Origin of the sequence: Embleya sp. NPDC050154, assembly GCF_044460165.1 — a bacterium.
GTDB lineage: Bacteria > Actinomycetota > Actinomycetes > Streptomycetales > Streptomycetaceae > Embleya.
In genome coordinates this window covers 253,944-273,610 of sequence record NZ_JBITJP010000010.1, presented here as the reverse complement: position 1 = coordinate 273,610, position 19,667 = coordinate 253,944, and the positions used below count along the sequence as shown (strand labels likewise).

General features: G+C 71.1%; 18 protein-coding genes and 2 pseudogenes. 11 read left to right on the top strand and 9 right to left on the bottom strand.

The features are described 5' to 3' along the window. The first annotated feature begins 358 nt into the window (after nucleotides 1-358). A complete protein-coding gene (locus ACIBSV_RS22765) occupies nucleotides 359-1,069 on the top strand; it encodes an alpha/beta hydrolase (protein ID WP_395865761.1) in 711 nt (236 codons plus the stop codon). A 275-nt stretch (nucleotides 1,070-1,344) separates the two neighbouring features. Here the strand turns inward: ACIBSV_RS22765 and ACIBSV_RS22760 are convergent, their stop codons facing one another. From ACIBSV_RS22760 to ACIBSV_RS22750, 3 genes are all read right to left on the bottom strand, one after another. Next, the gene (locus tag ACIBSV_RS22760) at nucleotides 1,345-1,509 is read right to left on the bottom strand and encodes a hypothetical protein (RefSeq protein WP_395865759.1); all 165 of its coding nucleotides are present in this window, start codon (nucleotides 1,507-1,509) and stop codon (nucleotides 1,345-1,347) included. A 54-nt stretch (nucleotides 1,510-1,563) separates the two neighbouring features. After that, nucleotides 1,564-2,019: a hypothetical protein gene (locus ACIBSV_RS22755; protein ID WP_395865757.1), complete on the bottom strand. Its 456-nt coding sequence runs from the start codon at nucleotides 2,017-2,019 to the stop codon at nucleotides 1,564-1,566. A 759-nt stretch (nucleotides 2,020-2,778) separates the two neighbouring features. Beyond that, nucleotides 2,779-3,306, bottom strand: coding sequence for a hypothetical protein (locus ACIBSV_RS22750; RefSeq protein WP_395865755.1), 528 nt, complete (start codon nucleotides 3,304-3,306; stop codon nucleotides 2,779-2,781). A gap of 263 nt (nucleotides 3,307-3,569) precedes the next feature. Between ACIBSV_RS22750 and ACIBSV_RS22745 the strand changes: the two genes are divergently transcribed. From ACIBSV_RS22745 to ACIBSV_RS22730, 4 genes are all read left to right on the top strand, one after another. Continuing rightward, entirely contained in the window at nucleotides 3,570-4,586 is a 1,017-nt protein-coding gene (locus ACIBSV_RS22745; protein WP_395865753.1) for a pyridoxal-phosphate dependent enzyme, read from the top strand. An 817-nt stretch (nucleotides 4,587-5,403) separates the two neighbouring features. Then, complete coding sequence (locus ACIBSV_RS22740; protein ID WP_395865751.1) at nucleotides 5,404-5,835, top strand: DUF3995 domain-containing protein; 432 nt, start codon at nucleotides 5,404-5,406, stop codon at nucleotides 5,833-5,835. Then, a complete protein-coding gene (locus tag ACIBSV_RS22735) occupies nucleotides 5,832-6,236 on the top strand; it encodes a VOC family protein (protein ID WP_395865750.1) in 405 nt (134 codons plus the stop codon). The genes ACIBSV_RS22740 and ACIBSV_RS22735 overlap by 4 nt, the downstream gene beginning before the upstream one ends. 626 nt (nucleotides 6,237-6,862) lie before the next feature. Continuing rightward, nucleotides 6,863-7,135 (top strand): hypothetical protein, encoded by a 273-nt coding sequence (locus tag ACIBSV_RS22730; protein ID WP_395865748.1) that lies wholly within the window; start codon nucleotides 6,863-6,865, stop codon nucleotides 7,133-7,135. 157 nt (nucleotides 7,136-7,292) lie between these two features. On the opposite strand, the gene ACIBSV_RS22725 is transcribed toward ACIBSV_RS22730, so the two are convergent. After that, nucleotides 7,293-8,060, bottom strand: a complete 768-nt coding sequence (locus tag ACIBSV_RS22725; protein ID WP_395865927.1) for a ZIP family metal transporter — start codon at nucleotides 8,058-8,060, stop codon at nucleotides 7,293-7,295. Nucleotides 8,061-8,712: 652 nt separating this feature from the next. On the opposite strand from ACIBSV_RS22725, the gene ACIBSV_RS22720 reads away from it, so the two are divergent. The 4 genes from ACIBSV_RS22720 (at nucleotide 8,713) to ACIBSV_RS22705 (ending at nucleotide 12,558) form a co-directional block, all read left to right on the top strand. Beyond that, complete coding sequence (locus ACIBSV_RS22720; RefSeq protein ID WP_395865746.1) at nucleotides 8,713-8,916, top strand: hypothetical protein; 204 nt, start codon at nucleotides 8,713-8,715, stop codon at nucleotides 8,914-8,916. Nucleotides 8,917-9,255: 339 nt separating this feature from the next. Continuing rightward, complete coding sequence (locus ACIBSV_RS22715; protein ID WP_395865925.1) at nucleotides 9,256-11,199, top strand: hypothetical protein; 1,944 nt, start codon at nucleotides 9,256-9,258, stop codon at nucleotides 11,197-11,199. Between the two features lie 72 nt (nucleotides 11,200-11,271). Then, the gene (locus tag ACIBSV_RS22710; protein ID WP_395865744.1) at nucleotides 11,272-11,940 is read left to right on the top strand and encodes a cupin domain-containing protein; all 669 of its coding nucleotides are present in this window, start codon (nucleotides 11,272-11,274) and stop codon (nucleotides 11,938-11,940) included. 111 nt (nucleotides 11,941-12,051) lie between these two features. Then, nucleotides 12,052-12,558, top strand: coding sequence for a MarR family winged helix-turn-helix transcriptional regulator (locus tag ACIBSV_RS22705; protein ID WP_395865742.1), 507 nt, complete (start codon nucleotides 12,052-12,054; stop codon nucleotides 12,556-12,558). Nucleotides 12,559-12,757: 199 nt separating this feature from the next. Here the strand turns inward: ACIBSV_RS22705 and ACIBSV_RS22700 are convergent. From ACIBSV_RS22700 to ACIBSV_RS22680, 5 genes and pseudogenes are all read right to left on the bottom strand, one after another. Continuing rightward, nucleotides 12,758-12,997, bottom strand: a pseudogene (locus ACIBSV_RS22700) (hypothetical protein); the annotation flags it as partial. A 113-nt stretch (nucleotides 12,998-13,110) separates the two neighbouring features. Then, entirely contained in the window at nucleotides 13,111-13,890 is a 780-nt protein-coding gene (locus tag ACIBSV_RS22695; RefSeq protein WP_395865741.1) for an alpha/beta hydrolase, read from the bottom strand. Nucleotides 13,891-14,067: 177 nt separating this feature from the next. Beyond that, nucleotides 14,068-15,036: a prolyl aminopeptidase gene (pip, locus tag ACIBSV_RS22690; protein ID WP_395865740.1), complete on the bottom strand. Its 969-nt coding sequence runs from the start codon at nucleotides 15,034-15,036 to the stop codon at nucleotides 14,068-14,070. A gap of 148 nt (nucleotides 15,037-15,184) precedes the next feature. After that, nucleotides 15,185-16,588, bottom strand: coding sequence for a wax ester/triacylglycerol synthase family O-acyltransferase (locus ACIBSV_RS22685; RefSeq protein WP_395865738.1), 1,404 nt, complete (start codon nucleotides 16,586-16,588; stop codon nucleotides 15,185-15,187). 104 nt (nucleotides 16,589-16,692) lie between these two features. Next, nucleotides 16,693-17,196 (bottom strand): hypothetical protein, encoded by a 504-nt coding sequence (locus tag ACIBSV_RS22680; protein ID WP_395865935.1) that lies wholly within the window; start codon nucleotides 17,194-17,196, stop codon nucleotides 16,693-16,695. 34 nt (nucleotides 17,197-17,230) lie between these two features. Between ACIBSV_RS22680 and ACIBSV_RS22675 the strand changes: the two are divergent. Both ACIBSV_RS22675 and ACIBSV_RS22670 read left to right on the top strand, forming a co-directional pair. Continuing rightward, nucleotides 17,231-17,329 (top strand): annotated as a pseudogene (locus ACIBSV_RS22675) (excalibur calcium-binding domain-containing protein); the annotation flags it as partial. Between the two features lie 191 nt (nucleotides 17,330-17,520). Beyond that, the gene (locus tag ACIBSV_RS22670) at nucleotides 17,521-19,599 is read left to right on the top strand and encodes a restriction endonuclease (RefSeq protein ID WP_395865736.1); all 2,079 of its coding nucleotides are present in this window, start codon (nucleotides 17,521-17,523) and stop codon (nucleotides 19,597-19,599) included. Nucleotides 19,600-19,667: the final 68 nt, after the last annotated feature.

Sequence of the window (19,667 nt, the reverse complement as noted above, 5' to 3'; positions counted from 1 at the left end):
CTGAGTTGTGAGCGGTGATCGCGATGGCGAGCGGTGTTCGGGAGTCCTGGGGAGGGTGGTGATCGGTACGCGTGGCGGGGTGGGTGGGTGGGTGGGTGGGTGCGGGCTTGAGGTGAGAGAGCGGTGTTCTCGTTTGTGGGCGGTGGTCTTGATGTGGAGCGGTGGTCTTGGACAGCTGGGGGGCGTGGGTGCTCGCGGGGTGTTTGGTTGGAGGGTGTGGTGGCTTGGGGCCTTGGAAGGCTTGTGCCGATGGCGGAATCCGCCGGTGGCGGAATCCGATCCTGAGAGACCCATCAGTGTGCTGATCTTGAGGGAAGCCGCATGAGCGGCGGGTTGGGGCCGACGGGGAGGTTCTCAGGTGAGGGTGGTCTACGTACACGGCGCGTGCGTGGTGGATGGTGCGTGGTGGTGGCATCGCATGGTGGAGCCGCTTGCGGCGCATTGGCTGGATACGCAGGCGGTCGAACTGACCAGTGCCGGCAGGGATGTGGCCGGGCTGGGAGACCTGCACGACGACATCGCGGCGACGCGGGCTGTGCTCGAGGGGAGCGATGAGCCGACCATCGTGGTTGCCCACTCGTACGGCGGCATGGTCGTGTCGGAGGCTGCGGCCGGTCTGGGCTCGGTGCGGCACCTTGTGTACGTGACCTCGGTGATGCCCGAACCGGGCGAGACCCTGGCGCACTTCGCCGGGCCGGAGCCCGCGCCTTGGATGGAGGTCGGGAGCGACGGCACGATCTCCGCCCGGCCCGGGACCGCCGCCGAGGTCTTCCTTCAGGGATGCGACGACGAGGTGATCGTCGCCGAGGCGGTGCGTCGGCTCGTGCCGCAGTCGTTGGCCGCATTCGGCCAGAGTCCGAGCGTCGCCGCGTGGAAGGACGTGCCCTCCACGTACGTGGTCTGTACGGAGGATCGTGGTTCGTCGGCTGCCTGGCAGCGGGAGCGGGCTGCCCGAGCCGATCAGGTGATCGAGATCCCGACGGACCATCACCCGTTCTTGAGCCGCCCCGCGTTGTTCGCGGACTTGCTGGCCAGACTGGTTCCCGCCGCCCGCCGCGCACGGGGCTAGGCCATGATCGCCGGCAATAACAGGCCTTGACGACACTCGTCACGCACGTGCTACTTGACACATGGGCCGCCGGCTCCAGGCTGCCACGAGCGATAGGGGTCAAGGACGGGCTTGGGGTGAACTGGCCGCGTTGGTGGTGGGATTGCGGTGCCGGCCGGCCGGCGACTGTCCTTTGCCATCCCACTTGGTCGTAGACACGTCACCTGACCTGGGCGGACCAAGACCTGTGCGGAGTTGGACCATCTGCCGAGCCGAAGGCTGCGTGCGACACGCAATCAGACCGGTCGCACCTGGTTGTCGGGGGTCCAGGTGTGGTCTACGAGCGGGCCGAAGGCGGCGCGTGCGTGCGTGTCCTGCCTTTGCCAGGTCAGCCAGCGCTCGTAGGCCCCTGCGCCTTGGAGCCGGATGCCCCAGTGGTACGTGGGATCCAGGAAGAGCACGCCGCCGTAATCGAATTCGCTTCTTGGTATTGGCCCCGTGGCTGGTGTGGTGGGTCAGTCCAGTTCGGCCATGCCTTCGGCTACTCGTCGGATGGCTGCGGCGTCGTCGGGGCGGCCGTTCTCCTCGTAGCGGTCCGCGAGTGCCTTCGCGGCTTCGATGAGGGTGTCGGGGTCGGCGAAACCCAGGTCCGAGCCGGTTGTCAGGGCCCGGACGGTGACCTCGAGGAGGTCCACGAGTTCGGACGCGGCCACGCCGCCGGCCACGCCCGATGTGTAGGCCGCGTAGCCGAGCATGCCGAATCGGGCCTGCGCGAGACCGTTTTCGGGCTCGTCGTCGCGTACTCGGCCCACCTCCGCCATGGCGCCGACCACGCAGCGGAAGGCCATGCCGTGGTTGCCGAAGGTGGTGAACGCCGAGGCGCAGTCGACGAAGGCGTCTGCGGTGGCGAAGGGATCGGGCGTCGGGAAGTCTTCGGTGAGCAGGTCGTACGCGGTGTGGGCGTTGACCATCGCGGGACGCTCTCTGCCCGCGTCGGCTCGTTCCCGGGCCTGCCGGGCGATCGCCCGGCCACCGCTCCTGGGGCCGAGTTCGTTCGATCGTCGACGGAAGAGGGGCACGGAGGTTCTCCGGTCTTGTGCGGCGTTGGGACGAGACGGGACGAGACGGGATGGGTCGGGCGGGTCGGCTCCCAGCGGAGCCCACGATCTTGGGACGCATCGACACCGCATCGCGTTCCGGAATTCGGTTGCTCGCAAGGCGTGCCCATGGAGTTGACCCCGGTCCCGTTCTCTGGCCCGGGACCGGCCCCGACTCTGGCCCCAACTCCGGGTCCGACCCCAGCTCCGGCTCTGGCTCCGAGCCCCGACTCCGGCTCTGGCGCCCGGCCAAGACTCCAACGTCGGCACCGGCCACGACCCCGGCATCTACCCGACCCCGGCTCGGGCTCCGACATCGGCCTCCGCTTCGGGCCCGACCCTGGCGCCGGCGACGACTCCGGCTCAGGCCGTCGCCCCGACCCCGACCTCGACTGCAACCCCGGTCCCGGCCCGGGCCTCGACCCTGCCTCGGCCCGGTTCGGCTCCCGCCCCGGTTCGGCTCCCGCCCCAACTCGGCTCCCGCCCCGGCTCGGGTGGGGGCTCCGGCGTCGATCTCGGTTGGGCGCGTGCCTTGGATGGCTCTGCGGGGGTTGTGTGGTTTGGTCCGTGCCGGGGTGGGTGGGGTGTGGCTCGCGGGGGCGGGGGCGGGGGCGGGGGCGGGGTGCGGGTGGGTTAGGGGGTGGGGGTGTCGGGGCCTTGGGCGCGGACGCGTTCGACGTTTTCGAGGGAGTCGCGGAGGTTGTTGAGCCAGGTGTCGGTGTTGCCTTGGACGAGGCGTACGCACCAGGCCAGGGCGTCGCTGCGGCTGCGGGCGACGCCGGCGGCGACGAGGGTGTCGAGGACCTGGCGTTCGGGTTGGCGGAGGCGGGTCATGACCGGTACGGAGACCGTGGTGAAGAGGGCACGGGTGCCGCCGCATTCGACGCCCCAGGAGACCTTGCGGCCGAAGCGGCGCTCGGCTTCGCGGGCTACGGCGATGCGGTCGTCGCGGGTGCGTTCGCGGAATTCGGCGATTCGGCCGTCGAGGGCGGCGTCGCGTTCGTCCGTGGAGACGTCGTCGGCGAGTTCCGGTTCGGGGATGCGGCCGATGACGGTGATTTCCTCGCGGTCGACGGTCACATCGACGAGGGCGGTGAACAGTCCTTCGGGGAGGCGGCCGGTGAACCAACCTCGCACGGCTTCTTGCTTGGTTGTAATCATGTAATTTAACTTACGCCAATGTTGGCTGATGGCAAGGAGGTCCGCCCACAGCGGAAATTTGGCAGCGGGACGAGGATGTGGACGGCGGTGTGGGGATGGGGAGTTCGGAGCGGGGAGGGACGGTCGGCAGCGTGCCGGGGGTGCCGAGGGATGTTGTCGTGGCACGATCGATGGCCATGGCTATGGCTATGGCTATGGCTATGGCTACGGCCGCGGCTGGCTGCGGTGACGCCGTGGTGACGCCGTGGTGAGGGGTGATGGTGATGGGTTCGGAGGGTCGGATGGCTCGGCGGGTGCTGCTCGGGACTTGGCCGACGCCGCTCGAACCCGCGCCGAGGTTGGCGAAGGCGCTTGGGCTCGGTGCGGATGATTTGTGGGTCAAGCGGGACGACCTCACCGGTCTGGGTGGTGGCGGTAACAAGGTGCGGAAGCTCGAGTGGACGTGTGGTGCGGCGGTTGCCGCCGGGGCCACGACGTTGGTGACCACGGGGGCACCGCAGAGCAATCACGCGCGGTTGACGGCGGCGGCAGGTGCTCGGCTGGGGCTTGATGTCGTGCTCGTGTTGGCGGGTACGGGCGGGGCCTCGGCGTCCGGGAACATCGCGCTCGACGGGTTGTTCGGCGCCACGGTCGTATGGGCGGGCGACGTCGGGCGGGCGGAGCTCGATGCGGTCGCCGGGGAGGTGGCCGCGCGGTTGCGCGAGCGTGGGGGCGTTCCGATGGTGCTTCCGTTTGGTGGGTCGAGTGTGCTCGGTGCGCGAGGGTACGTGGAGTGCGGGCGGGAACTCATCGGTCAGGCGCCCGAGTTGGATGTTGTCGTGGTGGCGCTGGGTTCCGGCGGCACGATGGCGGGGCTGGTCGACGAGTTGGGTCCCGAACGTGTGCTCGGTGTGCACTGTGGTGCCGTCGACGATCCGGCCGGGACCGTACACGGGTTGCTCTCGACTCGGGACGAAGCACGTTGCGCGCGGGCTTCGTTGCGGGTGCGGCTGGATCAAGTCGGTGATGGGTACGCGACGTTGACTGAGGCGTCCATGGCGGCGCTGACTCTGGCGGCGCGTACGGAGGGCATCGTGCTCGACCCGATCTACACCGGGCGGGCGATGGCCGGGCTGATCGCGGCGGTCAAGGATGGCGAGGTCCGCCCCGGCCGGCGCACGATCTTCATGCATACGGGTGGCTTGCCCGGGTTCTTCGGTCACCCGACGACGCTCGGGAGGGCGATGTCCGGCCTGAAGGCGGGCGATGGGCGGGCGGGGTCGGCCGGATCGGCGGGCTGAGTGGGGCCGAGGCCGGGGTCGGGCCGAGTCGGGCCGGGCCGGTCGGACTCGGCGAGGACTGGGCCGGGGACTTCGGGGATCCGCGGGCTGATGCCTGGTCGGTGCAGCCGGCATTCGGTCGATGGGGAATCGGCGACGCAGGGTGGGATATGTCGACCCTGAAGGGCGTCTCGAGAGGGTGGGCCTCTTGTGTGGGGTCCGGTCGGGTTGATGCGGGCGCGGGATTGGACCGCGCTGCGTTCGGGTGGGTCGGAGTGTCGCGGTGGGCGTTGTCCTGACCGGCCGGCCGATGGGCGGTTGGCCGGGTGGACTGCCGACACGCCTGCTCCGCGGGGGCCGACGCAAAGTGGGCTGGGTCCAGTTCAGGGGACATGCCGATTTCGCGCGTCCTGCCGGGTCGATGCGGGTGCGGTTCGATCCGTTCGGGTGGGCCGAAGCGCTGAGGTGGGCGTTGTCCCGATACGTCGGCCGGCCGCCCCAACCGGCAGCCGACTGGGTGGACTGTCGACGTCGGCCCCGGGTGGGCCATACCGGCTCCGAAGGCTGTTCGAGGGGGCGCCGAGGTGGGCTCCGCGCAGGTCGGCGGGTGGGTTCGGGTGGATGTGGTGAGGCCGGCTTCGCGTGGGGCTTCGCCGATATTCGTGGGCGTGGGGTGGTTCTCGGCGCGCGGCTCGGCGCCGGCTCGGCCCGATTCGGGCGTTCGTGTCCGCGCGCAGAGTTGGTGCATGGCGGACCGGTCGTGTCGCAGGGGTGGTGTCGGGTTCGTTGGCGACCCGGGGCGGGGGGCGTGAGGGTGGGGGCAGGTAGCTTGGGGCGCATGACCATCGAGGGCATTGCCGTGCGGATGTCGGTCGGGACTTTGACCGCGATCGCGGGGTTGCATGTTGCGTGGGGGCTGGGGTCGTCGTGGCCGCTGCCCGATCGGGTGTCGCTGGCGGATGCGGTGGTCGGGCAGCCGGGTGTGCCCGGACCGGCGGCTTGCTTCGCTGCCGCGGGGGCGCTGGGTACTGCGGCGCTGTTGGTGGCCGGGCGGCCGAGGAGGAAGCCGGCGGCGGTTCGGCTCGGGGCGTTCGGGGTGGCCGGCGTACTGGGGTTGCGCGGTGTGGTCGGCCTGGTCGGACGGACCGATCTGCTGTCGCCGGGATCGTCGTCGGATCGCTTTCGCCGTCTCGATCGCATGGCGTACTCGCCGCTGTGCCTCGCTCTTGCGGTCGGCTCGGCGGTCTCGGCCGGCGGGAGTGGCCGATGAATCGGCTCGGGCTGGTCGCGGTGGTGGTGCGGGATTACGACGAGGCCATCGCGTTCTATACGCGTGCGCTCGGGTTCGACCTGCGCGAGGACAGTCCGATGGAGGACGGCAAGCGATGGGTCGTGGTCGCGCCACCCGGTACGGGGCCGAACGAGGCCGCGGTGCTGTTGGCGCGTGCGGTGGACGACGAGCAGCGGTCCCGGGTGGGGGATCAGACCGGCGGGCGGGTCGGGCTGTTCCTGTACACCGACGACTTCACCCGGGAACACGCTCGGATGCTTGCCGCCGGCGTGGTCTTCGAGGAGCCGCCGCGACGGGAGAAGTACGGCGTCGTCGCGGTCTTCCGGGACCTGTACGGCAACCGCTGGGACCTGATCGAGCGCACCGGTCCGACACGATGAACGACGCCCCGTGCGGTGCTGTGCGCTGACCGGACGGGTGGGTGGGTGGATGGATGGGCGGTCGCGGCGAGCCTGGCTCCGCGTACGTGGTTCGGTGGCCCGTACCGCCGCGTCGCCGGCACCGCCCGCAGCCAGGCGGAGACCGACCGCACGCGAGGACGGGCTCGGGGTGTAGCGGTCGCCGCCTTGTCAGAGGTGCGACGTACGTGGCGGCCTCGGAGCGACTCGATTTCACCCCGATCCGGCTCCGGGCCGGACCCAGGCCGTTTCTCATCGATCATCCAACCGTTGGTCGATTGGAGCGATGTTGCCGGACCGGCGCTTTCGGCGGAGTGAGTGCCAGAGCGATCACCGGCGGGTGATCGACGCGTTCGCGTACCGGACCGGAGCCACGGGCGGAACTCCCGGAGTACATCGGTCGTGGAACGGAGCCCAAAGCAGGCCGCGGATGTGGGCGATCGACGACACCCGGAAACGCGCCTCCGCCGCCCTGCTCGCTCAAGCCGACGCCGAAGGCGCTCCGAGTCGACCGCGAAGATTCGTTTCGCGCTCGATGGCCGATTCAGGCTCCGGGATTTGTCCTCACGCTCGGCCGGGTCGGCGACGCGCCGGCCTTCCCACACGCGATGGCCGTGCCCTCGGTGGCCCGGCGCGCGATCGTGCTGCCCGACAGGGCGTGCTCGTCCCGCGCCCGATTCGCGCACCTGCGCAGACGCGGGATTCGCGCCGAGCTCCCGCAGCCCGCCGACTGGATCGCCGACCGCCGATGCCCGGACGGGAAGGTCGACCGGCCACCGGCCTTCGACAAGACCGCACTCATTCACCGATTCGCCGTCCACCTCACCGCTGGACTGATGGGTCGCGGGCCGTGGAACGTTACCGCCGAGCTGCCGACGTGACGACGGCAACGACGATGCCAACGACCACGACCACGACCACGGCAACGGCAACAGCTGCAACAACACCAGCGACGACTGCGCCGGGCCTGGTGGGCCCGGTTCGCCCCGAGCCGACACCGGCCGAGCGGGGCAAGGGCCGACCAACGCACTCAGGTGATCAGTGCTGCGCCAGCGCGATGACCAGCCACAGGAAGGCCACCCCCGCGATCGTGCAGAGCAGGGTCGAGCCCGATGGGTGGGGGCTGTGGGCCTCGGGGAGGATGTCGGCCGTGGCGAGGTAGAGCAGGAAGCCGGCGAAGAAGCCCAGGTAGAGGCCGAGGAGGTGTTCGGGGATCGTGAAGGCGAGGGTGATCGCCGCGCCGGCGACCGGGGCGACGGCGTCCGCGCCGAGCAGGGTCAGGGCTCGGCGGCGGTCGTTGCCGTACATGCGGGTGACGGTGTACGTGTTGAAGCCGTCCGCGAAGTCGTGGGCCACGACCGCGATGGCCACCGTGGTGCCGACGGTCGTACCGGCCTGGAAGGCCGCGCCGATCGCAAAGCCGTCCATCACGCTGTGCCCCACCAACGCGGCGGCGGCGGTCAGGCCGATGCCCTTGGCGGGCCCGTCCGGATTCGCGGTCGAGCCGTGGTGGTGGGCGTGCGGGGCGTACTCGCCCTCGTGGGCCCGGTGGATGGCCACCGAGCGCTCGATCACGTGTAGGACGAGGAAGCCGAGTACGAACATCAGCAACGCCTGGGGTACGCCGCCGATCCGATCGCCCGCCGCCGAAAGCGCCTCCGGCAGCAGGTCGAACGCGACCACGCCGAGCATCAGCCCGGCGGCCAGGCCCAGTACGAGGTGCCGGCGGTCGCCGATGCGTTGCGCCACCCAGCCGCCGAGCAGGGTCATCAGGAAGGCGCCGGCGGCGATCAGTACGGCGGTCATGGCCGCGCCTGCCCAGGCGCCCAACCAGGATTCGGAGGCTTCACCCGCGTCGGCGTCATCGGTCAATCGTCGTTGAGTGGAGGCCCGTACGCGTCCGTGATTGCGCCGTCCGAGTGGCACGCATAGGTCGTCCACGCCGCGCACACGCCTGCCGGAGTCAGGTAAGTCGGGTTGCGTCGAGCCGAGTTGACGGGGCCGGCTCGTTGCCCCGCCCCCGTCCCATCCGGCCGCCTACCCGGCTGCCTGTCCACCCGGCCGATCGCCCGCCCGTCCGTTCCCCACTCCGTCCGCCCCACCCGTACCCCGTCCGCCTCACCCTTCCGCCCGCCCGGCGGCGGCAGATTCACCTCTGGTGCGAAGCACCGCCGTCCGAGTACGCACCGTGTACCCGTAGTCCACACGCGGCGACAAACGGGCACCGGCAGTGAAAGAGAGGGGACCGCGGCCCCGAAATACACGCGCCAACGTGCGGACGGCCCCCGTATTCTGGTCACGGCCGCCCGAACGACCCCGCCCGGCAAGCAAGCCGATGGCCCGGTCCCAGGCGAGCCGTACTCCGTGCCACCCCGCCGCCGCGCGACTTCGGCGACCCCAACGAGCCGCGAGGCGTGTGGGCGACCCATGCCATGTACGCAACGGGGAGAACGGAACGATGAATGTGAATGTAGGCGACAAGGTCCAGGCCAAGTTGGAAATCGGCGGCTTCACCAGGCAGACCGTCCCGGCAGGCGCACCGGGAGTGGTCGTGCGTACCACGATGGGCCGTGCGGACGTGTGCTTCACACTGCGCGGTCTGGCCGGCGGCTTCCGTACGGTCGAGGTATCGGTCGAGCCGGGCAAGCTCGTCAAGGTCTGACCGACCGGCACTTGATAAAACAGCCGATCCGAACCGAATCCACGCGTTCCCCGTCACGACCTTCGCGGCGGGGAACGCGCACGCTCGCGTCCATGGGCACACCCCACCCGCCACAGCGCATCCCCACCCGCCACGGCTCATCGGCACCCCCACCCCCACCGCCATCCCCACGAGCCACCCCCGGTTCCCGTTCCCCTCGTGCCGTCCACACTGCAAGATGTCGGTGGATATTCCTGCACAGCCCTCGCCGTAGGAGTTGGAGGAATAGTGAGCCGAACCGCGCACCGTCCTCGACGTCGGCTGCCGGCTGCGGCCGTCGTCGCCGTGGCCGCCCTGCTGATGTCGTTCCTGGTGTCACCCGTTGCGCAAGCACACCCGAACCCTCCCGCCGGTGAACCCGGTTGCGATCCGATCGATCCGGCCGCGTGTTTGCTGCCGTTCCCGAACAACTGGTTCACCCAGGCTGATTGGCGTGCCGACACCGGGCGTCGGGTCGCGTTCAAGGCGGAGATGATGCCGAAGGGCGCGACGCCCGACGCCTGGAACCGCAACGACGGCTTCTCGCCCGGCTCGACGCTGATCACCCGGATTCCCGGTGTCGACCTCGGCAAGAGCGGCGCGGCCCCGGTTACCGACGTCGGCGCGTCGCTCGCGCGCAACGCCCCGATCGTCATCCTCGACACCCAGACCGGTGAACGGTGGCCCTACTGGGCGGAACTGGACGCCAACGCCACCGATCCGGCTCGCCAGGCCCTGCTGGTACACCCGGCCAAGAACTTCGTCCCCGGCCATCGCTACGTCGTCGGCCTGCGCAATCTGCGCGGCGCCGACAACCGGATGATCCCCGCGCCCGACGCATTCGCCAGGATCGCCGGCCGTACTCTGCCGCGCCGCGATCCGCTGGCGGCGCGCCAGGCGCAGTTGCGTCCCGTGCTGGATCGCCTCGACCGAGCGGGTGTGGATCGTCGCGGACTGTACCTGGCCTGGGACTTCACCGTCGCCGGCGAACGCAACCTGACCGCCGGCATGCTGCGGATGCGGGACGACGCGTTCGGACGACTCGGTGATCGGGCACCGGAGTTCGCGGTGACCGGGGTGAAGAACCTGACCCGGGAACAGGATTCGCGGATTGCTCGCGAGGTGACCGGGACGGTCACGGTACCCAGCTATCTGAACCGCCCCGGCGGCCCCACCGGTTCCACGCTCAACCTCGGCCGGGACGGCCTGCCTCGCCAGTTGCCGGGCAACACCCAGCAGGCGCAGTTTCGTTGTGAGATTCCGCGCGGTGCGTTCGAGGCGCCGTCGCAGGCATCCCTGTACGGGCACGGTCTGCTCGGCAGCAACAACGAGGTGGGCGGCGGGAACGTCAAGGCGATGGCCGCCGAGCACGGCATCACGTTCTGCGCGACCAAGTGGATCGGCATGGCGGACGAGGATCTGCCCACGGTGGCCCGCGCCCTCGCCGACCTCGGCAGCTTCGGGGCGGTGCCCGACCGTACCCAACAGGGCTTTTTGAACGCGCTGTTCCTGGGCCGCGACATGATCCACGAGCGTGGCTTCACGGCGAACCCGGCCTTTCGTACCGACGACGGCCGGCCGCTGATCGACATCGCGAAGGGCCTGGTCTACGACGGCAACAGCCAGGGCGGCATCCTCGGCGGATCGCTGATCGCGGTGTCCCAGGACGCCAAGCGCGGGGTGCTGGGGGTGACCGGGATGAACTACAGCGTCCTGCTCAACCGCAGTTCGGACTTCGGGCCGTACGGGCAGATCCTGGACGCCACGCATCCGGACAAGCTGGACCAGCAGGTGGTGTTGTCGCTGTTCCAGATGTTGTGGGACCGAGGCGAGACGAACGGCTACGCGAGCGGCCTGGACCACAGTCCGCTGCCGCGTACGCCGCGTCATCAGGTGCTCATGCAGATCGCCTTCGGTGATCATCAGGTGTCCACGGTGACCGCCGAGATCGAGGCGCGGACGATCGGTGCGCGCATCCACGAGCCGGCCATCGCGCCGGGTCGCAACCCGGACCGGGATCCCTACTGGGGGATCCGGCCGCTGCCGCGCGAGCCGTACCGGGGGTCCGCGCTGGTGGTGTGGGACAGCGGGTCGCCCGCGCCGCCGGTGACCAACACGCCGCCCATCGGGCCGGAGTACGGGCGCGACCCGCACTCGGACCCGCGCAACTCGCCGGTGGCCCGGCGGCAGAAGGCGGAGTTCCTGGCCACGGGGCGGGTCGTGGACGTGTGCGGCGGCGCGCCGTGCACGGCGCCTGCGGGATAGCACTCACTCGTGTGAGGGTGTGGGTTCCGGCCGTGTCCGGCGCCGGAACCCACGCAAGCCGAGGGAGCGCACATGTCCGTCGCGTCCGAATGGGACCCCGAATCGGGCCCCGAATCCGACGACGTATCCGAATCGGTAGCCGACTCGGCTTCGAGGGCCGAAGCCGAAGCCGAAGCCAGGGCCAAAGCCGACGCCGACGCCGGGACCGGGGCCGGAACGGAAGCCGCCAGGATCGCCAAAGGCACCGAGCCCGCCAAGGGCACCGAGCCCGACGCCACCCCCCACCGAACCCCCTCCGTCCGTCCGCGACTCGATCCGCCGGATCTGGCCCGGGTCATGGATCTCACGCCGCATCCCGAGGGTGGTTGGTTCCGGGAAACGTGGCGCAGCGGTGTGAGTCTGACCCCGCCCGGCTACTCGGGGCCGCGCGAAACGGCGAGCGGTATCTACTTTCTGCTCTGCCCGGGGGAGGAATCGGCGTGGCATGTGGTCAGGTCGGCCGAGTTGTGGTTCTGGCATCGCGGCGGGCCGCTCGAACTGCGCCTGGGTGGGGACGGTGAGACGCCGGACGTCGAGCCGACCCGGATTCTGCTGGGCCCGGACGTGGCGGCGGGCGAGCAGCCGCAGGTGCTGATCCCGCCCGGGGTGTGGCAGGCGGCGCGGCCGGTGTCGGAGCGCGAGGTGCTGGTGTCGTGCGTGGTCTCGCCCGCGTTCTCGTTCGAGGACTTTCGGATGTTGTGAGCGGGGACTTCCGGATGCCGCGCCCGAGAGCGGGTCGCCGATACTACGGTGGCCGCCGGGACCCGGTTCCGTCCCCCGGGCGGGGCCCGGCACGCTGCCAGGGAGTACGACGTGAGTGATGCACAGTCCGACTACGCCGATTCCGTGGTGGCGGCGTGGTCGGCGGTACTGCCGGACGTCGAGGCGTCCTCGGTCGGGTTCGTGGTGCGCCTGCATCAGGCGATGATCGCGATGGAGGAGTTCGACCGGCGCAGCATCGGTGCGCTGGATCTGACCGCGCCGGAGTACATGGTGCTGGCGGTGTTGGCGACCCGGCGGGATCGGCCGGGGTTGACCCTGCGTGAGCTGCAACCGTTGGTGATGTACTCGTCGGGCGGGATGACGCATTGCGTGGACCGGCTCGCGCGCAAGGAACTGGTCGAACGCCGGCCCAATCCCGACGACGGCCGCTCGGTCCTGGTCTGTCTCACCGAGCGCGGGCGCGTGTGCGCTCGGGCGGCGATGCGGGCGCGGATCGAAGCGCTCGACGGGCTGCTGAAGCCGATCGCGGGTGCGGATCGGGACGTGGTCGACAAGGCGCTGCGGATCCTCGCCTCGACGCTGGGCGCGCAGGGCTAGACAGGTACGGACGGGTGCCCGGGCGGGCCCGAGCGCTCGGCCGCTTGAAGCCCGAGGCCCGGGGCCCAAGGCCAAGGCTCGGCCGTGGTGGGCTGGTCGTCGCGGACCCGGGCGCGGAAGGTGGCGGCCTTGGCGCGGTTGCCGCCGCCGTGCGTGTCGCGCGCCGGCGGTGGCTGCCGTGCCGGGACGCGTCCACGTAGAGCCGGGTACAGGTCGGCGCCTCGCACTCCCTGACCCGGGCGGCATCCGAGCCGCCGAGCAGGGTGACCGCGGAGCGCGCGATCGTGGCCAGGACGGCGGCAAGTTCAGCGATACGGCCTACCCGGCCCGGCGTCGGCGGACAGCGCGACCGCCACCGGCGCCGGCCGCGAAGCGGTTCGGTGTCGCGCGAGCCGGGGTACCGCCGGCGAATTGCCGATGGTGCGGCGGTGGCGGGCACGGTACGGCCGCGCGCCGAACGCGGCACCCACCGCCCCGATCCCGCCCCCGGTCCCGACCCGACCCACGCCCGCGCACCCACACCGCCTGCCGCGATCGGCTCAACCGGGCCTGTCAGACGGCGAGTTCCCCGACCGCCCGGGTGACCTCGGGCCAGATCGCCGAAAGCGGGTCGATCGGTTCGAAGTGGCCGATGCCGGGCAACTCCCGCAGGGGTAGGTCAGATGCCGCGGCGAAGGTGTGGCCCAGCGCGATCGGTACCTGTTCGTCGGCGTCGCCGTGCAGCAGGATCAGCCGACGGTCGCCCAGGCCGCCCGCGGCCAACCGCACCGGGTCCACCTGCGCGAGCGTCGCCTCGGAGCGGTCCGCGCCGAGGAACTCCGCCGCCGCGCCGTCGTCCAGGTCCAGGGCCAGGGCCGCGTCCAAGTCGAGGACGCCCGCCAACGAGACCGCGCCCGCGATCGGGGGAGCCGCGGGCAGCCATCCGACACCGCCCGCCGGTACCCGGTCGCGTAGCGCCGCCCAGACCGCCAGGTGCCCGCCCGCCGAGTGCCCCAGCAGGACCACGGGCTGCTCGGACTTCGTACACAGCAGGTCGAGTGCGGCCGCGACGTCCTCGAACGTCCCGGGCCGTCCGCCGCCCGGCTGCCCGGCGCGCCGGTATTCCACGCTCGCGACCGCGTAGCCCTCGGCCGCCAGCGCGACGCACATCGGGTACGTGTACTTGCGGTCGTACTCGGCCCGCCAATACCCACCGTGCACCACCACCACGAGCGCGCGCGGCTGGGCCGCGGGTTGCCAAAGGTCGATGACGTGGTCCTCCGCCGGGCCGTACCGCAGCGTGCGGTCGGGCCCGGCGGCCGGGCGCGTGAGGATGTCACGAGAAGCGCTCATCCGCACATTCTCCCGGGCAGCACGCACGCCTCACGACCCGGCCGGGAGTGTGAGTCGGCAGGGCCCTACTCCGCCCGACCCGAACCCGGGCCCACGCCGCACCTGACCTCACCCCGATCCCGCGCGCCCCGGGCTCACGTCTCGGCTCACCTGGCAGCTCACACCGCAGCGCGCACGTCAGCCCACATCCCGACCCGCGAAGCGGTCCGTGGCCTCGATCAAGTGGTGCGTGATGCCCGGTTCGAAGGAGGCGTGGCCCGCGTCCGGGACGATCACCAGTTCGGCCTCGGGCCAGGCGCGATGCAGGTCGTACGCGGTGGCCGGAGGCGTGCACATGTCGTAGCGGCCCTGCACGATCACGCCCGGGATGTGCCGCAGTCGGTCGGCGTCGCGGATCAGTCGACCCTCCTCCAGGAAGCCGGCGTTGGCGATGTAGTGGCTCTCGATTCGGGCGAAGGCAAGAGCGAACTCCCTTTGCCGGTGCGCATCGACCAGATCCGGCCGGGGCAGCAGCGCGAGCAACGAGCCCTCCCACGTGCTCCACGCGAGGGCCGCCTCCTCGCGGACCTTGGGGTCCGGGTCGTTCAGACGTCGGTGGAACGCGCCTACCAGGTCGCCGCGTTCGTCTTCCGGGATGGGCGCGAGGAACTCCTGCCAAGCCTCGGGGAACAACATCCCCGCACCACCCTGGTAGAACCATGCCAACTCCGCACGCCGCATCGTGAAGATGCCGCGCAGGACGAGCTCGGTGCACCGTTGCGGGTGGATCTGCGCGTAGGCCGGCGCCAGCGTGCTGCCCCACGAGCCGCCGAAGACCAACCATCGCTCCACGCCGATGAGTTCGCGTAGCTTCTCGATGTCGGCGACCAGGTGCCAGGTGGTGTTCGTGCTCAGGTCCGTGTCGAACCTGCTCACATGTGGTGTGCTTCGGCCGCAACCGCGCTGATCGAAGAGCAGGACGTCGTAGCGCGTCGGATCGAACGACCGGACGTGGTCGGGCAGACAGCCGCCGCCGGGCCCGCCGTGTAGGAAGACGGCCGGCTTGGCGCCGGGTGTCCCGTGCCGGCGCCAAGAGATCGACTGGCCGTCTCCGACGTCCAACATGCCCTGGTCGTAGGGTTCGACGGCCGGATACATCGTGCGCATGGGGATCCCCCCGGCTCGGTGGTGTGGTCTTCGGGTGGACCACACGAACGCATATCGACGTGACCCAGCACATCACGAGGGCCGCCCGGCCGTTGCGGATCGGCGATCCTCGCCCCCGGACCGCGAGCGCCCACACCCCGTGACGCGCTCAGCCCGTCCCGTCCGCCGCCGCCACCAACTCCTCGAAACCCGCCCGGATTCCGTCCGCGAGCACCTGGACGTCGGGGACCGCGTCGAAGTCCGCGTTGATGCCGAAGGTCACCCGGTCCAGGTAGGAGAAGATTCCGACGCTGATCCGCATCGTGCTGGCGATCGGCACGTAGGGGTACATCTCCGCGAGCGGTCGGCCCAGCATGTACAGCGGCACCCGCGGCCCCGGCACGTTCGTGGTGAGTGTCTGGAGGAAGCGCTGCGGGAAGCGCAGCGCGGTGCGCGAGCCCAGAGCGAGCAGGGTCGGTGCGGCGAAGTTGCCCAGACCGGTCAGCACGTCCGCGCCGGCCGCCTGTCGACTGCGCTTGAGGTCGTCCATCTGTGCCCGCACGGATGCCAGTCGGGCCACCGGATCGTCCTCGCCGACCGGCAGGTTCACCAGGATCGCGCTGAGTCGGTTGTTCAACGTGTTGCGCTCGCGCGGTGAGCGCACCGACACCGGGACCAGCGAACGGACCACCTGATCCGTCGTCAACTCCCCTCGTGCCGCCAGTAGATCGCGGAATCCTCGGGTGATCGCGGTGAGGATCACGTCGTTGACGGTGCCGCCGAACTCCTTGCGTACGCGCTTGATCTCGGCGATGTCGGAGGCGGCCCAGACCCACCGCCGATGTGGGCCGATCGAGCCGTTGAGCGAGCCCGCCGATGTCTCCAGGAGCCGATGGGCGGTACCGGGCAGGCTGCCGGCCAGGGCTCGCACGATGTCCGCCAATTCCGATCCGCTGCGCATCTCCCGGGCCAGTGCCGGCACCGCGGCGAGGTGTTTGACCGGGGCCGCGACGGCGTCCCGCAGACCGTCCGTGATCAGGTCGAACGTGCTCGGCGCGGGCTCGGGAAGCCATGGATCCGGGTCGACCGGCTCGGCCGGTTCGGGGTGTTCGCGCCAATCGAGCAGGATCTGGAGCAGGTCGGTGCCGGCCACGCCGTCGATCAGGCAGTGGTGCACCTTGGAGATGATCGCCCAGCGGCCCTCGGCCAGGCCCTCCACGAGCCAGACCTCCCACAGCGGCTTGCTCAGGTCCAGCCGCTGCGCGAACAGCCGACCGGCGAGGTTGCGCACCTGATCCGCGCCGCCCGGCGCGGGAACAGCGGTGTGTCGCACGTGGTAGAGGATCTGGAAGTGGTCGTCGTCCACCCACACCGGCCGCCCGAGGTGCAGGGGCAACGTGCGTACCCGCTGGCGGTAGCGCGGTACGTCCGGCAGCTTCGAGACGAACAGGCGGATCACGTCGCCGTAGGCCGGAGCCGGCCCCTCGAAGACCAGGACGCATCCGACGTGCATGGGCACGTTCTCGTCCTCGACGAAGTAGAACCCGGCATCCATCGCGCTCAATCGGTCCATCCAGGCACGTTAGGTCGAGCCCCGAGGCGGGGTCCAGATTTCTGCCGAAACGTCACGGGCCGTGCGCGATTCGGGGATCGCCGGAGCGGCCGGCCCGCAGGGGACTAGAGTCCGGACGGCACGTATCGAGGGGGGAACTCGCACATGCGCATATCGGGCGTTCGTCTGCCGAAAACCGCTTCCGTCCTGCTTCCGGGGACCGTCGCGTTGACCTTGACCCTGATGTTGACCCTGACCGGATGCGACGGGGACGGCGGCGGGAAGTCCGATCGGCCGAAGTCGTCGCCGAGCGGCACCGCGCCGGCGAGCACGCCGCCGGCCACGTCCGCGCCGCCGAGTTCGGCGCCGCCGAGCAGCAAGGCGCCCGGTACGACGTCGCCGAAGGCCACGGCACCGCTCAGCACTGCTCCGGCGCCGGTGCCCGGCGGCTCGAACGCAACCGCCTCGGGCGGCGGAGCGAGCGGAAGCGGTTCCAACGGGGGTTCCGCGTCGGGCGGTTCCACGGTCGGCGGCTCCTCCGGCACGGGTTCCTCCGGCACCGGCTCGACCGGAACCCGCTCGACCGGCGGCTCCGGTGCGAACGGCAGCACGAGCGACGGCAGCAGCACCGGCGGCGGCGGAGCGGTCTACTACAAGAACTGCACGGTGGTCCGGGCCGCGGGTGCCGCGCCGATCCGCCGCGGCGATCCCGGCTACGGCCCCCACCTGGACCGCGACGGGGACGGAGTCGCCTGCGAATGACCCGGCCGCCCGCGCCCGAGCGGCGTCCGGGCCGGCCTGCAGGCCCGCGTCCCGACAGCCGTCCCGACCGGCTCGAACCCACCGACCGCCTTCGCGTCGGTCGGTCCGACACGGCAGGATGTCTTCGAGCGCGGGGGGCGAACGGGTGAGGGTGGAAGGGCGATAGCGTGGCGAGTCGGCGGAGCACCGGCGTGCTGGGGACCTGGGCCGAGTTGCAGCGGCAACAACAGCGGCAACGCGAGGCCGAGTTGCGCGCGCAACAGCAACAACTGCGGGCCGATGAACGCAATCGGCGCGAGGCGCAGAAGGCCGCCGCACGGGCCGACCGCGAGGCGCAGCGCGCGTATCAGCAGTCACGCGAAGCCGAAGTGGCCCGGCGGACTGCCGAGATCGAGGACCGGGTCGCCGAGTTGCAGGGAGTACTCCGGGCTCGCCTGAGCCAACCCGGCTTCCGCATCGACCGGCTGCGGGCCGCCGTGGAGATTCCACCGTTCCAGCCCGGTGAGCTCGCCCGACCGATCCCGATGCCCGACCCGGCGCGCTACCAGCCGGCCGCGCCGTCCGGCCTGGGCAGTTTCGCGCCGGGCGCGCAGTCGCGCTACGAGCAGGACCGCGCGCAGGCGCAGGCGCGGTACGAGTACGACCTGCGCGCCGCGCAGGCGGCCGAGTACCAGCGGCAGCAGCGATACAACGACTATCACCGGCAGTTCCAGGACTGGGCGAACGGGCAGCGCGCGCTCGCCGCGCAGCGCAACGAGCAGGTCGACGACCTGGTGCGGCGACTCGCGGCGCGTGATCCCGAGGCGATCGAGGACTACTTCGAGGGCGTGCTGCTGGCGTCGCCGGACTGGCCCGAGGGCTTCTCCGACCATGCGACGGTGGCCTTCGACGCCGCCGCGCGCCAACTGGTGGTCGACCACGAACTGCCCACCACCGATGTGGTGCCGGGCATCGCGCGGGTGCGCTATGTGAAGACCGACGACCAGGAGAAGGAGGTCGCGCGCACCGCGACCGACCGGCGCGCGATCCACCGCGACGTGCTCGCGCAGAGCGCGATCCGGATACTGGCCGAGCTGTTCTTCGCCGACCACGAGGGCATCCTCGATTCGGTGGTGCTCAACGGCTTCGTCCAGGCGGTCAATCCGGCCACCGGCCGACACGGGCGCACGTACCTGCTCACCGTGACCGCGCAGGCCCGGGAATTCCGGGAGGTGAGCCTGGATCGGGTGGACGCGCTCGCGTGCCTGGAGGCGATGCGCGGCACGTTGTCCGCGCGCCCGGACCGGCCCACCCCGGTACAGCCGAGCCGGCTCGCGGACAGCGTCGCGTCCGCGCCGGCGCCCGCCCCCACCCCCGTGCGGTCCGGCTCCGGCGACGACGAGCCGGACCTGTTCGTGATGGACCCGATCGAGTTCGAGAACCTGATCGCCGAGTTGTTCCAGCGCATGGGCATGCAGGTCGAGACCACCGCGCGCAGCGGCGACCAGGGGGTCGACGTGGTCGCGGTGGACCCGGACCCGATTCGCGGCGGCAAGATCGTGGTGCAGGTCAAGCGCTACCGCAACACCGTCCCGCCGACCGCCGTGCGCGACCTGGCCGGCACGGTGCAACACCACGGCGCGAACAAGGGCCTGCTGGTCACCACGTCCGGATTCGGGCCCGGCAGCCACGAGTTCATCCGGAACAAGCCACTGGGCCTGGTCACCGGACCGGAACTGGTGGGCCTGCTCGCGCAACACGGGCTGCGGGGCCGTCTGGGTCCCGGCGCGGGCGGTGGTCCGACCGCCGCGCCCGGCAGCCGGATCCTGGTCCAGCTCGCGTGGCAGCCGGGCAACGCACCGCCGCTGGACCCGTGCGCCTTCGTGTGTCAGCGCGGGCGGGTGCTCAGCGACGAGCACTTCGTCTTCTTCAACAACCCGGCCAGCCCCGACGGCGCGGTCCGGATCGGCGACGGCGTGGCCTTCCTGGTGGACCTGGCCCTGCTGCCCGCCCGGGCCGACCGGCTGGTGCTGGCCGCCGCCGTCGACGAGGAACAGGCCCCCGGCGGCGACCTGGCCGGCCTGCGCGGAGCCAGGCTGACCCGCCTGGACCAGGCCGACGGCCACCGCATCGGCGAGACCTCCGTACCCACCCGCCGCCCGGGGGAGACCGCCATGGTCCTGGGCGCGTTCGTGCGCACCGACGACACCTGGACCTTCTCCCCGACCACCAACGGCTTCCGCAACGGCCTGCTGGGCGTGGCCGAATCCCACGGCGTCGAGGTGGAGTAGGGCCGGACGCCCCGAGCCGACGACGAGGCAGGCGCCCGGCCCTCGCGGCCCGCGGCACGGGCGCGCGG